Source organism: Hymenobacter sp. CRA2, from assembly GCF_002007105.1.
In the GTDB taxonomy this organism is placed as follows: Bacteria; Bacteroidota; Bacteroidia; order Cytophagales; family Hymenobacteraceae; genus Solirubrum.
On record NZ_MVBC01000001.1, the window covers coordinates 800,976 to 816,501 of the forward strand.

Below are 15,526 nucleotides of genomic sequence, written 5' to 3' on the forward strand. Positions count from 1 at the left end.
ACGCGAGATGTCTCGGCGGCGCTCGACATGACGGTCTGGAGCGGCTTTGCTCTCCCCGACCAGCCCCACGCATTCCCACACTCCGTATCCTATGGCTTCCGGCGCCGCCGTCACCTCCTCCGCTACCACGCGCAAGCCGCGGCTCTCGTTCTGGCAAATCTGGAACATGAGCTTCGGCTTCCTGGGCATTCAGTTCGGCTTCGAGCTGCAGAACTCCAACGTCAGCCGCATCTTCGAGACGCTGGGGGCCAACAAGGACGACATTCCGATTCTGTGGATTGCCGCGCCGGTCACGGGCCTGCTGGTGCAGCCCATCATCGGCTACCTCTCCGACCGCACCTGGAGCCCCCGGCTGGGCCGGCGGCGGCCATTTTTCCTGATCGGGGCCATTCTGGCGTCGCTGGCGCTGCTGGTGATGCCCAATTCTTCGGCCCTGTGGATGGCCGGCGGCATGCTGTGGATCATGGATGCCAGCATCAACGTGTCGATGGAGCCCTTCCGCGCTTTCGTGGGCGACAAGCTGCCCTCGGAGCAGCGCACCTCGGGCTTTGCCATGCAGTCGTTCTTTATCGGGGTGGGCTCGGTGGTGGCGGCGCTGCTGCCCTGGATATTCACCAACTGGCTGGGTCTGAGCAATACCGCCCCGGCCGGTGAGATTCCGCCCTCGGTGAAGTGGGCTTTCTACGTGGGCGCGGCGGCTTTCCTGCTCTCGGTGCTCTACACGGTGCTGACCAGCAGCGAAACGCCGCCCGAGGACATGGAAGCATTTCGGGCCGAAAACGCCAAAGTGGGCATGTGGGACGGGCTGCGCGAGTCTTTCGCCGGTATCTTCCACATGCCGCCGGCCATGCGCCAGCTGGCCGTGGTGCAGTTCTTCACCTGGTTTGCGTTGTTTTCGATGTGGATTTACGCCACCAACGCCGTGACCAGCAACATCTACAACATGCGCGTGGACGCGCCGCTGTACCAGAAGCTGAAGGCGCAGATTACCGGTGCCCCAGCTGCTGCCGCAGGTGCTAAGGAGTTGGACGGCCTGCAGCGCGACGTGGCCGAAATCGACCAGTTTCAGGCCGATAAAGCCGACAAGGTCATCACTCTGAACATGGCTAACTACGCCGTGGACAAAGGCCAGCTGAGCGACGCGGAAAAGGCCACGACCAAGCGCGTGCAGCAGCAGTACAACGACGGCGCCGACTGGCTGAGCCTCTGCTCCTCGGTGCGCAACGGCGTAGCGGCCGTCTTCGCCTTTATCATTCCGCTGATTGCGGCCCGCACCAGCCGCCGCCGCACCCACATGCTCTGCCTGCTGCTCGGTGGTCTGGGGCTGGTGTCGCTGAAGTTCATTTCCAATCCGGACTTCATCATCGTATCGATGGGCCTGGTGGGCATTGCCTGGGCCAGCATCCTGTCGATGCCCTACGCCATCCTGGCCGGCTCCCTGCCCGCCAACAAGATGGGCTACTACATGGGCGTGTTCAACTTCTTCATCGTGATTCCGCAGATTGTGGCGGCCACCATCCTGGGCTACTTCACGGTGCACATCTTCCAGGGCAACACCCTGAACACGCTGGTGCTCGGCGGGGCCAGCATGGTGTTGGCTGGTCTGCTCACCCTGCGCGTGCGCGACGACGACGACACCCACGTAGCCGCCGTGATGGAAAACCCCGGCTTCGACACGCCGGTGCTGACCAATCCGCAGGCCTAGAAAGCTTACAGGCTGAAACGACAACGCCCCGGCTGCAGATGCAGCCGGGGCGTTGTCGTTTGCTACCGTAGCTACTTTCAGGTGCCCATCTGCAGCCAGTGCTGGGCGGGTAGCTCTTCGATGAAGGTGCGTATATCGGCGCCGCGGCGGACTTCCTCTGCCACCAAGGGCTCCTGCGCGTGCAGCCGTGCATCAATCAGCTCGGCGTGGTAAGGCGTGACGAGGTAGGTTATGCGGCGCGGCGCGGGCAGCACGTCGCGCAGTTGCTGGCGAAATGTGGTCAGTACCCAGTCGAAATCTTCAGCCGACGCCAGTCCGCGGGCGCGCAGATCCACCAGCCAATGGCCGCACTGGTGCGCCTGGGCCATGACCAGGGCTGCCTCGTAGCCGGCGCGGTGCTCGGCCGAGGAAACTGCCCGCGACCAGCGCAGAAAGAGCAGGTGCAGATCCGGGCGGTACGAGAGGCGCAGGTACTCCTGATCGACGGTTTCCATAGCGGGCAACTAACGTGGAAAAGGATGATGTCGTGGTGAAAATGCAGATAAAGGTAACCGGCCGGGGCCTTTGCCCGACACGGCGGTAACAGTTGCCCCCAAAACACACGTACAGCAAGGGCCGCGCCCACTCCCTTAGCGTTCCTTATGCTGCTCGTTCACGGCTTCTTCGCTGGTTTCTTCGCTATCTGCCTGTTCATGCTCTGGCGCCTGCTGGTGCGGCAGCGGCCGCCGCGCGCAGCGGTAGCCCGGCCGCGGGTGAGCATTCTGCTGCCGGCCCGCAACGAAGCCCACCACATCGAGCGGTGCCTGCAGCGGCTGGCTGCCCTGAACTACCCCGCCGATAAGCTGGAAATCCTCATCGGCGACGACCACAGCACCGACGACACCGCCGCCGTGGTGCAGCGCTTCATCGAAGACAAGCCGCAGTTTCGGCTGGTGCGCATCGGGGCGCCGGTGGGTTTGGCCAAGGGCAAAAGCAACGCCATTGCCCATCTCTGCCGCCAAGCCACCGCGGACTACTTTCTGCTCACCGACGCCGACATGGCCCTCTCGCCCGACTGGGTGCAGTACATGCTCGGGGCGGCCGATATCGATGGCGAAGGCCGCGTGGGCGTGGTAACGGGCGCTACCACGGCCGAGGGCGGCCTGTTCGGCCGCCTGCAGGGGCTGGACTGGCTGTTCGGACTGAGCGTCATCCGGCTGCTGTCCGATGCCGGGCTGCCCGTGACGGCCGTGGGCAACAACATGCTCGTGACGCGCGCGGCCTACGACTCCATTGGGGGCTATGAGGCGCTGGCGTTTCAGATTACCGAGGATTTGCAGCTGTTCCGCTGCATCGTGGATGCCGGCTGGGACTACCGCAACCTCTGGCACCGCCACGTGCTGGGCGTATCGGCCCCGCAGCCCACGGTGCAGTGCCTGCTGGAGCAGCGCAAGCGGTGGATGCGCGGCACAGGCCGCCTGCCGTGGTATTTGTCGGGCCTGTTCGGGCTGTACGGCGTGTTCTACGCGGTGCTGTTCTTCCCGCCGCTGGTGTCGTGGCCGTTTACGCCGCTGGTTTTCCTGCTGAAAGTGGCGCTGCAGACGCTGTTTCTGCACCTGAGCCTACGGCAGGTGGGCCGGCGCGAGCCGCTATGGGTGCTGTTGGTGTACGAGTACTACCTGGCCCTGATGTCGGTGCTGGTGCTGGTGTACACCCTGCTGCCGGGCCATATCCGCTGGAAGGAGCGCCGCTACGTGTGGGCCGAGGTATAAGGCTGGCGGGAAAAGCGGCGCAGTCGTATACTTGCTGACTAACTGCTTCATTCCCACCATATGAAACAAACTTACTTACGCTGGCGCCGCCTCTGCGGTGCCCTCCTGCTGCTGTGCTCCTGGCTGAGCGCCCAGGCCCAGGCCCCCAGCCAGCCCAAGCGCGAAATGCGCGCCGTGTGGGTGGCTCACGTGTTCAACCTCGACTGGCCGCGCTCCAAAACCCTCACGCCGGCCCAGCAGCGGGCCGACTTCATCAGCCTGCTCGACCGGCACCGCGCCAACGGCATCAACGCGGTGGTGGTTCAGATTCGCGCCTCAGCCGATGCCATTTACCCCAGCACCCTGGAGCCGTGGAGCGAGTGGCTGACGGGCACCCAGGGCGTGGGCCCGCAGCCCGCCTACGACCCATTGCAGTTCATGATTCGGGAGGCGCACCGCCGCGGGCTGGAGTTCCATGCCTGGATCAACCCCTACCGGGCCGTGACCAATGCCAACACCTCCAGTATTGCCGCCAACCACGTCTCGCGCCTGCACCCCGACTGGATTGTGCCCTTCGGCACCCTGCGCGTGCTCAATCCCGGCCTGCCGCAGGTGCGCCAGTACCTCACGCGGGTGGTCATGGACGTGGTGCGCCGCTACGATGTCGACGCCATTCACTTCGACGACTACTTCTACCCGGCGCCGCAGTCGGGCGTGACCTTCGACGACGACGCAGCCTTTGCCGCCGACCCGCGCGGCATCACCACCAAAGCCGACTGGCGCCGCGACAACATCGACCTGTTCGTGCGCACCGTGTCGGACAGCATCCGCACGGCCAAGCCGCGGGTGAAGTTCGGCATTTCGCCGCCCGGCGTGTGGCGCAACGGCACCAGCGTGGGCGGCACCGCCACCACCGCTTTCCAGAGCTACACCGACATCTTCGCCGACTCGCGCAAGTGGCTGCAGCAGGGTTGGGTGGATTACCTGGCCCCGCAGGTGTACTGGACGCCCACGACCACCGCCGCCCGCTACGACCTCATCGTGCCGTGGTGGAACCAGCAGGTATCAGCCACCACGCCGCGCCACGTGTACATCGGGCATGCCGCCTACAAGGTCAGCGCCACGGCCACCGACGCCTTCAACCAGCCCACGCAGATTCCCAGCCAGATCCGGCTGCTGCGTCAGCAAGCCAATGTGCGCGGCAGCATCTTCTACAAGAGCACCGAGCTGCTGAACAACCCGCTGGGCGTGGCTGACTCGCTGCGCACCAATTTCTACCGCTACAAGGCCCTGGTGCCCACCATGCCGTGGAAAGACAACGTGCCGCCTACCATGGTGCAAGGCTCGCAGAACAACAACCTGCTGACGGGCATGACCGAGCTGAACTGGCGGCCCGGCGCGCCGGCTACCGATGGCGAAACGGCGCGCTGGTACGTGGTGTACCGCCTGAGCAACGCCGCGCCCGGCCCCATCACCGCCGCCCAACTCACCGACCCGGCCAACATCGTGGCCATTACCGACACCACGTACTACCGCGAAATGTGGCAGGGCAGCACGCCCCCGCCCTACCGCTACACCGTCACGGCCCTCGACCGTCTCTACAACGAAAGCGACCCAGCCCAACTGCTACTGGTGCTGCCTACCAAAACGGCCGCCGCTACTGCTGCCCTGGAGCCGGCTTTCCCCAACCCCTTCTCGGAGCGCACGCAGCTTAGCTTCCGCCTTGGCGCGGCCACGCACGCCACCGTGCAGGTATTCGACCTCACCGGCCGCGTGGTCAGCCGCCTCGCCGATGGCGACTTCAGCGCCGGCCGGCACACGCTGACTCTGACTGCGGGCACGCTACCGGCGGGCGTGTACGTCATCCGCCTGAGCACTGAAACCGGTAGCTGGCAGCAGAAAGTGCTGCTGACGCGGTAAAGTTGATATTGTGGTACATAGGCAGGCGCATGAACTGCTCCCAGCAAGTAAATTTGAAGGGCCCGGCAACGTTAGCCGGGCCCTTCCCTTATGTTATGCGTCGAATATTTCTGCTTAGTGCTTTGGCAGTAGCCGCCAGCAGCTCGAGCGCCGTTGCGCAGAGTGCTACGGCCGCTGCTACGCTGCCGCCCCTCGCGTCGCTGCGCTATTCCGCAGCCGATACCATCCGGGCCGTGCAGCATTTGTTTACCCGCCGCCTGAAAGGGGCCGCCGGGTACGTGGGTGGCGGCAGCGCCACGCTCAGCAAAGCCGCCGTGGGCATGGCCCTGCGCAACGACAGTACCTCGCAGGGCCAGCGCATCGATACCAACCAGGATGTGCTGGGCGGCGGGCTGATGCTGGGCTACGGCCTATGGCGCACCCAGCGCTTCGGCCCCGAGCGTTACGCCCAGATTGTGGCTGCTTACCAGCAGGGCGAACCGCTGCCCGGCTACGTGCGCCGGCGCCTCAAGACCAAGTACTTCCGCTACCGGGCCTTTTAGCGCCTGACTTGGCTGAGGCACCGACACGAAAAAGCCCGGGAATCAACTCCCGGGCTTTTCTTGTGCCAGCTCAAGACGGATTAGGTCCTGGGCTTTTCCGCGAGGCTTTTCTCGCGGATGGCTTTGAACTCCGAGCCTGCTTTCCACTGCGGGAAGGTCGTCTCGCCGGCCAGGCGCTGCCCGATGCGGTAGAGCAGGCGCGCATCCTGCTCCATGCCGCCCAGGTCACGGTCGGGGCTATACTCGTCGCTGGGCTGGTGGTAGTGCTGCGCTTCGTAGGCCTCGTTCTGCTCGCGGGCGAATTCTTTGCCCTTGGCGCGGCTCTCCAGGCGGCCCGAGGCGTAAAGCGCCGGCACGCCCACGTGGGCCAGGCTGAAGTGGTCGGAGCGGAAGAAGTGACCCTGTTCGGGCGTCTGGTCGGGCACGATGTAGCGCTCCTGCTCCTTGGCCGCGGCCGTGGCGTAGTCATCCAGCTCCGACTGCCCGTAGCCCACCACCGTCAGGTCCTTCATCGGGCCGAAGTCGGCCAAGGCGTCCATGTTCAGGTCGGCCACCGTTTTGTTGAGCGGAAACAGTGGATGCGCGGCGTAGTAGGCCGAGCCCAGCAGGCCCTGCTCCTCGCCCGTCACGGCCAGAAATACGATGCTGCGCTTGGGCTTTTCCTTCGCCTGCGCAAAAGCCTGGGCAATGTTGAGCAGCGCGGCGCAACCCGAGGCGTTGTCCACGGCGCCGTTGTAGATGGAGTCGCCCTGCACCGCCGGCCCGATGCCGAGATGGTCCCAGTGCGCCGAGTAGAGGATGTATTCCTCGGGGCGCTCGGAGCCGGGCAGCATGGCCACCACATTTTTGGAGGCCGTGCGGCGGGTGGTGGTCGTCAGCGAGGTAGTCAGGTTCAGGCCCAGCGGCACGGGCCGGAAGCCGGGCTTGTTGGCCGCCGCCTGCAGGGCGTCGAAGTTCTGGCCGGCGTTCTGCATCAGGCGCTTGGCCGCATCCAGCGTCATCCAGCCTTCCAGCGCGCACTTGGAAGCGCCCTTGTCGTCGGACTGCGGAAACAGCTGCGAACCGCTCCAGCTGCTCTGCACCACCGACCACGGGTAGGAGGCCGGCCGCGTGTCGTGCACGATGATGACGCCCGCCGCGCCTTGCCGGGCCGCCTCCTCGTACTTGTAGGTCCAGCGGCCGTAATAGGTCATGGCCTTGCCCTTAAACAGCGTCGTGTCGCCCACCACAAAGCCCGGGTCGTTGATGAGCACGACCACGGTTTTGCCCTTCACATCGAGGCCCGCGTAGTCGTTCCACTGATAATCCGGAGCCACCACACCGTAGCCGGCAAATACCAGCGCGGAGTTATTCAGCTCGATGCGCGGCTGTTCCCGCTCGGTCACGGCCACGAAGTCCTGCTGGTAGCGCAAGGTCAGCGGCTGGCCTTTGCCGCTGATTTGCATGGTAGCGGCCGGCGTGGTGTTGATTTCCACCAGCGGCACCTGCTGAAAGTAGCTGCCGTCGGGCCCGGGCTGCATGCCCAGCTGCTTGAACTGCGCCGCTAGGTACTCGGTGGTTTTCGTCTCGCCCACAGTGAAGGGCTTGCGGCCCTGAAACTCATCGGAAGCCAGCTGCTTGATGTGCTGGCCGATAACGGTGGCGCTGATGCCGTCATTGGCCGCTGCGGAACTGCCGGCGGAACCGGCATCGGCCGTGGAGTTGGTGGAGTTGCCCTGGCAGCCAGCCAGTAGCAGGCCCAGCAGCGCGGCGGCTGCAGAGGCAGGATAGAAACGCATGGGCAAAGGTTTTAGGTAGCTATAAAGGGCTGGGCTGCAATATGCGGAGTAAATTCGGCGGGGCACACGGCCACCCAGGCGGGGCGGAACCACGCGCGTAGCCGCGAAAATCAATTTCGCGGCTATTGCCCAACGATGCTACGCCCTGCCCGAACGGCGGGCGTTGACCCCGCAAACCCGCGCATTGGCATCAGTAGTTGGCCGGTTGGTAGAATAGGGCGTCGGCGTACGCAGCTTTGCGCGTTTTGGTTGCGTCTTTTGCGCGGAGCCTCCGACGGACCCCGCGCCAAATGTCGGCGGCTGCTTAACTTGCTTCACTCCTACTCATCCTTTTGATTCCCCTATGACCCGCAATCAACTGTTGCTGCTCGGGCTGGGTGCTTTCCTGACGGCCGCCGCGCCGCAGGCTGCATCGGCCCAGGCGAAGGCAGCCGCCAAACCCGCTGCTAAAACCACCGCTACCAAGGCTACCGCCTCGGGCACGCGCCTGGTGGAGAAAGTAACCCGCAAGCCCGGCGAAGTCGTCATTCCCTACGAGAAGTACGTGCTGCCCAACGGCCTCACGCTCATCGTGGCTGAAGACCACTCCGACCCGATTGCGCACGTGGACGTGACCTACCACGTGGGCTCGGCGCGCGAAACGATTGGTAAATCCGGCTTTGCCCACTTCTTCGAGCACATGATGTTCCAGGGCTCCGACCACGTGGCCGACGAACAGCACTTCAAGACCGTATCGGCCGCCGGCGGCACGCTGAACGGCACCACCAACCGCGACCGGACCAACTACTTCGAAACGCTGCCCTCGAACCAACTGGAAACGGCGCTGTGGCTGGAGGCCGACCGCATGGGCTTCCTGCTCGACGCGGTGACGGAGAAGAAATTCGAAGTACAGCGCGCCACCGTGAAAAACGAGCGCGGCCAGAACTACGACAACCGCCCCTATGGCTTGGCTTCGGAGTACATCTCGAAGACGCTGTACCCCTACGGGCACCCCTACTCCTGGCTGACCATCGGCTACCTGGAGGATTTGAACCGCTCGGACGTCAACGACCTGAAAAACTTCTTCCTGCGCTGGTACGGCCCCAACAACGCTACCGTAACGGTGGGCGGCGACGTGAAGCCGGCCGACGTGGTGAAGCTGGTGGAGAAGTACTTCGGCTCGATTCCGAAGGGCCCGGACGTGCAGAACATGAAGCTGCCCGAGCCCACGCTGGCCCAGGACCGCTACGTGAGCTACCAGGACAACGTGCGCTTCCCGATGCTGCAGATGGTTTTCCCGACCATCCCCGGCAACAACCCGGATGAGGTAGCCGTCGACGCGCTGGCCAGCATCCTGGGCGGCACCAAGTCCTCGCCGCTGTACCAGAACCTGGTGAAGGCCCAGAAGGCCGTGCAGGCGCAGTCGTACCATCCCACTTCCGAGCTGGGCGGCGAGTTTACCATCGTGGCGCTGGGCTACCCCGGCAAGCCGCTGGCCGACCTCGAAACCACCATCCGCGCCTCCATCGACGAGCTGGCCAAGCGTGGCATCTCGGAAGAGGACGTAGCCCGCTACAAAGCCTCCACGGAAGCCGACCTGATCAACCGCCTCTCCTCGGTGAGCGGCAAGGTGAGCACCCTGGCCGCCTATCAGTACCAGACCGGCAACCCCAACCGCCTGCCCCTCGAGCTGAAGCGCATTCAGTCGCTGACCAAGGCCGACGTGGACCGCGTGTTCAAGCAATACATCATCGGCAAGAAAGCCGTGATTCTGAGCGTGGTGCCCAAGGCCAACCCCGAGCTGGTGGCCAAGGCCGACAACTACACCGTCGACAAGTCGGGCTTCAAAGCGCCCAAGGACGAGTACGCCGGCCTGAAGTACGTGAAGGCCAAGGACAGCTTCGACCGCGGCGTGCAGCCCAAAGCCGGGCAGGCGCCGCTGGTGAGCGTGCCGGCCGTGTGGAAGGCCGACATGCCCAACAAGCTGAAGGTTATCGGCACGCAAAACGCCGAAATGCCGACCACCACGCTGCTGCTCACCATCCGCGGCGGCCACCGCCTGGAAGGCGCTATGCCGAACAAAGCCGGTATTGCGGCCCTGACGGCCGGCATGCTGGACGAAGGCACCGAGAAGTACTCGGCCGAGCAGTTCGACGCCGAGCTGGAGAAGCTGGGCAGCGAAATCCGCGTGTCGCCGGGCGCCGATGCTACCACGGTGTACGTGCAGAGCCTGACCAAGAACCTGGACAAGACGATGGCCCTGCTGGATCAGCGCCTGCTGCACCCCAAGTTTGATCAGGCCGATTTCGACCGCCTCAAGAAGCAGACGCTGGAAGGCATTGCCAACCAGAACACGCAGCCGGTGGTCATTGCCGACAAGACCTACAACCGCCTGCTCTACGGGCAGAACGACATCATGGCGGTGCCCACCACGGGTACGGCCGCCTCGGTGGGCAGCCTCACGCTCGACGACGTGAAGCAGTTCTACCAGACCTACTACGCCCCCAACATCAGCAGCCTGGTGGTGGTAAGCGACGCCCCGCAGGCCAGCATCACCCCGAAGCTGGGCTTCCTCAACAGCTGGACGACCAAGCCGGTGGAGCTGCCGAAAGCTACGGCTTCGGCCAAGGCCGAGAAAACCAAGCTGTACTTCGTCAACAAGGACAACGCGCCGCAGTCGGAAATCCGCATCGGTTACGTGGGCCTGCCCTACGACGCCACCGGTGAGTACTACCGCGCGTACCTGATGAACTACATCCTGGGCGGCGCCTTCAACTCGCGCATCAACCTGAACCTGCGCGAAGACAAGGGCTACACCTACGGCGCCCGCTCGGGCTTCCAGGGCTCGCGCTACGCCGGGCCGTTCACGGCTCAGGCCGGCGTGCGGGCTGATGCCTCGGCCGCGTCGGTGAAGGAGTTCATGAAAGAAATCGAGAACTTCCGCAAGGGCGGCATCACCGATGAGGAGCTGCAGTTCCTGAAGGCCTCCATCGGCCAGAGCGACGCCCTGAAGTACGAAACCGGTCAGCAGAAGGCCGCCTTCCTCTCGCGCCTCGTGGAATACGACCTGCCCACCGACTACGTGAAGCAGCAGGCCGAAATTCTGAACAACCTGACCAAGGAGGACGTGACTACGCTGGCGGGTAAGTACCTGCCCGAGCAGATGTACATCGTGACCGTGGGCGACAAGAAGTACCTGCCGGAGCTCAAGCAGCTGGGCTACGAGGTGATTGAGCTGGACGCCGACGGCAACCCCGTAGCGGCCGCTGTGGCTGCTGAAGCTGCTCCGGCTCCGGCCGCCGCCGCTGCTCCCGCCACCAGCGACAAGAAGGTGAAGGTGAAAACCAAAGAGGATGGCAAGAAGGACAAGCAGAAAATGAAGTCCGACGAAGCCGGCAAGTAAGCCAGTCAGGCTTCTGCCAGAATGCAAACCGGGGTGTGGCCGCAGTGGCCGCACCCCGGTTTTTTGTTGGGCCCCGCCGTAGCGCGTCAGGTATCGATGGGGCCGTGAAAGCGGGCTTGGGTGGTGCAACCAGAGCCGGCGGATTACCCGGCTTTGCTACTGCTGCGACGAGGTGATTTTCGTGGGTTGTTACTGGAATAAATTCAGACCGCTGGACAGCACGAAGAATATTGCGGGTGGCTAATGAATAAACGGGTGGGGCTGGTCGTTGAATGCGGACAAAATTCTACCTTATCAACCTAACATCCTCTCTCAATGGCTATGAATACCAAACCCTTAGTCTTGCTCGGCCTGGGCTTAGCCCTAGGTTGTGGCCCACTGGCACAGGCCCAGCAACGCCAGGCCGCCAAACCCGCCGCGGCCAAAGGCTCATCAGCCACCAAGGCTACCGCCTCGGGCACGCGCCTGGTGGAGAAAGTGACGCCGCAGGCCGGGCAGCTGCTGATTCCCTACGAGAAATATGTGCTGCCCAACGGCCTCACGCTGATAGTGCACGAGGACCATTCGGACCCCGTTGCGCACGTGGACGTGACGTATCATGTGGGCTCAGCGCGCGAAACGATTGGTAAATCCGGCTTTGCCCACTTCTTCGAGCACATGATGTTCCAGGGCTCCGACCACGTAGCCGACGAGGAACACTTTAAGCTCGTCACGGCGGCGGGCGGCACGCTGAACGGCACCACTAACCAGGACCGCACGAACTACTTCGAGACCGTGCCGAACAACCAGCTCGAAACCGCCTTGTGGCTGGAGGCCGACCGCATGGGCTTCCTGCTCGACGCCGTAACGCAGCAAAAGTTTGAGGTGCAGCGCGCTACGGTAAAGAACGAGCGTGGGCAGAACGTGGACAATGCCCCCTACGGCCGGGCCTGGGAGCTGGCCGGCCGCACCATGTACCCCTACGGCCACCCCTACAGCTGGCCCGTCATCGGCTACCTGGAAGACCTGAACCGCTCGGACGTCAACGACCTGAAGAACTTCTTCCTGCGCTGGTACGGCCCCAACAACGCCAGCGTGACCGTGGCCGGCGACGTGAAAACGGCCGACGTGGTGAAGCTGGTGGAGAAGTACTTCGGCAGCATTCAGCGGGGCCCCGAGGTGGCGCGCGTGAAGCTGCCGGCGCCCGTGCTCGACAAGGACCGCTACGTGAGCTACGAAGACGCCAACATCAGCCAGCCCATGCTGCAGGTGCTCTTCCCCACGGTGCCGCGCATGCACCCCGATGAAATTCCGCTCGATGCGCTGGCCGACATCCTGGGCCGCGACAACAACTCCTTGCTCTACAAGAACCTGATCAAAAGCCAGAAGGCCACCCAGGCCGTGGCCTATCATCCCTGCTCGGAGCTCAGCGGCGAGCTGACCCTGCAGGTAATCAACTTCGCCGGCTCCGACCTCGACCAGTCCGAAGCCCTAGTGCGCCAGACGCTGGCCGAGTTTGAGCAGCGCGGCGTCACCGACGAAGACCTGGCCCGTTTCAAGGCTCACCGCGAAGCCGACGACATCAACAGCCTCGCCAGCGTGCAGGCCAAAGCCTCCCGCCTGGCCTCCTACCAGTTCCTGACCGGCAACCCCAACATGCTGCCCCGCGACCTGCAGCGCGTGCAAGCCCTTACCAAGGCCGACGTGATGCGCGTCTACAACCAGTACCTCAAGGGCAAGCGCGCCGTGGTGCTGAGCGTGGTACCGGCCGGCAAACCCGAGCTCATGGCCGGCCAGTCCAATTTCACCGTCGACAAGTCGGGCTTCAAAGCGCCCAAGGACGAGTACGCCGGCCTGAAGTACGTGAAGGCCAAGGACAGCTTCGACCGCGGCCAGCGCCCCAAGTCCGGCACCAACCCCGTGGTGAAAGTGCCCGCCCTGTGGCGCGCCGACCAGCCCAACGGCCTGCGCGTGATGGGCACCCGCAACACGGAGCTGCCTTCCACCAACCTGCTGCTGACCATCCGCGGCGGCCACCGTCTGTTGCAGACCCAACCGCAGAAAGCCGGCCTGGCCGAAATGACGGCCAAGATGCTGTCGGAGAGCACCGAAAAGTACACCAGCGAGGAAATGGCCGCCGCCCTTACCCGGCTGGGCAGCCAGGTGTTCATCTACGCCGGCGACAACGACACCAAGGTGTTTGTGCAGTCGCTGACCAAAAACCTCGACCAGACGCTGGCCCTGGTGGAGCAAAGCCTGCTGCACCCGCGCTTCGCGCAGGAAGACTTCGACCGCGTGAAGAAGCAGCAGCTCGACATGGTGAAGGACTTCGCAAACCAGCCCAGCGTGGTGGCCGATCTGGCCTTCAACCGCCTGCTCTACGGCGCCGACAACATTGCCGGAGTGGCCGTGGCCGGCTCGCCCAGCACCGTGGCCGCCCTCACGCTCGACGACGTGAAGCGCTTCTATCAGCAAAACTTCGCGCCCAACGTGAGCCACCTCGTGGTGGTGAGCGACGCCCCGCAGGCCGCCATTACGCCCAAGCTGGCCTTCCTGCAGCAGTGGCAGCGCAAAGACGTGAGCATTCCGGCCGACGTGGCCGCGCCCCAATCGGCCAAAACCAAGCTGTATTTCATCAGCAAAGACAACGCGCCGCAGTCGGAAATCCGCATTGGCTACCTCGGCATGCCCTTTGATGCCACCGGCGACTTTTACCGCGCCGGGCTGGCCAACTACCTGCTGGGCGGTGCCTTCAACTCGCGCATCAACCTGAACCTGCGCGAGGACAAGGGCTACACCTACGGGGCGTGGTCGTACTTCCAGGGCACGCACTACCGGGCTCCGTTCACGGCTCAGGCCGGCGTGCGCGCCGATGCCTCGGCGCAGGCCGTGAAGGAGTTTATGAAGGAAATGGAAAGCTACCGCAAGGATGGCATCAACGAAGAAGAGCTACAGTTTCTGAAGGCCAGCATCGGCCAGCGCGACGCCCTGAAGTACGAAACCGGTCAGCAGAAAGCCTCCTTCCTCTCGCGCCTGCTGGAGTACGACCTCAAGCCCGACTACGTAGACCAGCAGACGCAGATTCTGCAGCAGCTCAAGCGCGAAGAAGTGCTGGCCCTGGCCCAGAAGTACCTCGCCCCCGACAACATGCAGATCGTGACCGTGGGCGACAAGAAGTACCTGCCGGAGCTCAAGCAGCTAGGCTACGAAGTGGTGGAAATCGACATGGACGGCAAGCCCGTGGCAGCGGCTCCGTCGGCCCTGGCTACGGAAGAGCCCGCGGCCTCACCCGTGCCCGCCACCAGCGACAAAAAGGCTAAGGTGAAAATGAAGGAGGACGGCAAAAAGGACAAGCAGAAAATGAAGTCCGACAACGCTGGCAAGTAAGCTGACCAAGCTTTTACAGCCTAAAACCGGGGTGCAGCATAGGGGCTGCGCTCCGGTTTGTTGTTTCAGGCGGATGAATTGTTGTTGGTTTCGTTGCTGCTGCATGGGCGCAACCGCGGCGGACTCACCACCAAAGCCCACGTAGCGGCCGATGCACGTGGCCGGCTGGTGCGCGGCGGCCTGACGCCGGGCCACTGCCATGATGCGCCGTAGGCGCAGCCGTTGCTCGCGGACTTGGCCCAGGCTTACCTCGTGGCCGACCGCGGCTATGATTCCGACCCGCTCGTGGCGGTGCTGGCCGCCCACAGTACCTGCGCTGTGATTCTGCCCCGCCGCAAGCGCCGCCACCCACGCACGTTCGATGTGCACGGCTATGCGCAACCCCATCCCGTCGAACGCCTGTTCAGCTGGCTCAAGCAGTTTCGCCGCGTAGCCACCCGCTACGACAAGCTGAGGGCACATTTCTTAGCCTTCGGCCATATTGCGGTAGTCGTCCTCTGGCTGCGCGACTGTTAACATCTCCTAATACTTGATCTGCATGAATCAATTGCCTTACCTAGTACGATTGGTGAAAACCCATGTTATCTTATACTCTATCATCAGCTCTGGTAGCTTCTCAACTGTTGATTTAAGTCAAACGAAACATCTACGTCTGTCCGAAGTCGGGATGGAGCTTAAGACTGTAACACTAGCAGACGAAGTGGCATTTCCCTCCGTGCTAGTTGGGTTCACCGAATTCGGCACTATGTTGGAAATGCGCGCCGATTCGCCGCAGTATTTTGACGATACGCGGCGGTTTTTCAATTCGGACGCGGCCGCTTATAGCCGGCGTCCGCCGGGGCAGCAAGCTACCGGCACCTGGACCAAGCAGATTGGCACCTTTCGCTTCTCCGATACCCAAGATGTGCGCGTGAGCGTACGCCGCTCGCCCATGTACGGCGACGTTGTATCAATGATGTTTACCTCGCACCAAGCGGCTACAGGCCAGCCTTAGCAGTTTTTATAAACAATGAACGGCCGCGCGGCCGTTATGACCAGTGGCCGCCAAGTGGAATAGGACATGTAGGTACTGAGCCGAGCAAAGTCCTTGAAGTACGTCGGTA

The 15,526-nt window shown here is 63.5% G+C and carries 10 protein-coding genes; 8 read left to right on the top strand and 2 right to left on the bottom strand.

Features of this window, described 5'->3' with window-relative positions; translation table 11 throughout:
• The first annotated feature begins 91 nt into the window (after positions 1–91).
• Positions 92–1,705: an MFS transporter gene (locus B0919_RS25585; protein ID WP_078010748.1), complete on the top strand. Its 1,614-nt coding sequence runs from the start codon at positions 92–94 to the stop codon at positions 1,703–1,705.
• 77 nt (positions 1,706–1,782) lie between these two features.
• On the opposite strand, the gene B0919_RS03280 is transcribed toward B0919_RS25585, so the two are convergent.
• Positions 1,783–2,199 carry a hypothetical protein gene (locus B0919_RS03280; protein ID WP_078010749.1) on the bottom strand — a complete coding sequence of 139 codons (417 nt, stop codon included), beginning with the start codon at positions 2,197–2,199 and terminating at the stop codon, positions 1,783–1,785.
• A gap of 147 nt (positions 2,200–2,346) precedes the next feature.
• Between B0919_RS03280 and B0919_RS03285 the strand changes: the two genes are divergently transcribed.
• The 3 genes from B0919_RS03285 to B0919_RS03295 all read left to right on the top strand — a co-directional run bounded on the left by B0919_RS03285 (position 2,347) and on the right by B0919_RS03295 (position 5,897).
• Positions 2,347–3,456, top strand: a complete 1,110-nt coding sequence (locus B0919_RS03285; RefSeq protein WP_078010750.1) for a glycosyltransferase — start codon at positions 2,347–2,349, stop codon at positions 3,454–3,456.
• A gap of 60 nt (positions 3,457–3,516) precedes the next feature.
• A complete protein-coding gene (locus B0919_RS03290; RefSeq protein WP_078010751.1) occupies positions 3,517–5,355 on the top strand; it encodes a family 10 glycosylhydrolase in 1,839 nt (612 codons plus the stop codon).
• A 95-nt stretch (positions 5,356–5,450) separates the two neighbouring features.
• Positions 5,451–5,897, top strand: a complete 447-nt coding sequence (locus B0919_RS03295) for a hypothetical protein (RefSeq protein ID WP_139361869.1) — start codon at positions 5,451–5,453, stop codon at positions 5,895–5,897.
• An 80-nt stretch (positions 5,898–5,977) separates the two neighbouring features.
• On the opposite strand, the gene B0919_RS03300 is transcribed toward B0919_RS03295, so the two are convergent.
• On the bottom strand, positions 5,978–7,675 hold the full coding sequence (locus tag B0919_RS03300) for a M28 family metallopeptidase (RefSeq protein ID WP_078010753.1): 1,698 nt from the start codon (positions 7,673–7,675) through the stop codon (positions 5,978–5,980).
• A gap of 343 nt (positions 7,676–8,018) precedes the next feature.
• On the opposite strand from B0919_RS03300, the gene B0919_RS03305 reads away from it, so the two are divergent.
• The 4 genes from B0919_RS03305 (at position 8,019) to B0919_RS24565 (ending at position 15,417) form a co-directional block, all read left to right on the top strand.
• A complete protein-coding gene (locus tag B0919_RS03305; RefSeq protein ID WP_078010754.1) occupies positions 8,019–11,057 on the top strand; it encodes a M16 family metallopeptidase in 3,039 nt (1,012 codons plus the stop codon).
• A 321-nt stretch (positions 11,058–11,378) separates the two neighbouring features.
• Positions 11,379–14,423, top strand: a complete 3,045-nt coding sequence (locus B0919_RS03310; RefSeq protein ID WP_078010755.1) for a M16 family metallopeptidase — start codon at positions 11,379–11,381, stop codon at positions 14,421–14,423.
• Between the two features lie 222 nt (positions 14,424–14,645).
• Positions 14,646–14,939 carry a transposase gene (locus B0919_RS03315; RefSeq protein ID WP_078010756.1) on the top strand — a complete coding sequence of 98 codons (294 nt, stop codon included), beginning with the start codon at positions 14,646–14,648 and terminating at the stop codon, positions 14,937–14,939.
• 22 nt (positions 14,940–14,961) lie between these two features.
• A complete protein-coding gene (locus B0919_RS24565) occupies positions 14,962–15,417 on the top strand; it encodes a hypothetical protein (protein ID WP_139361870.1) in 456 nt (151 codons plus the stop codon).
• Positions 15,418–15,526 lie beyond the last annotated feature (109 nt).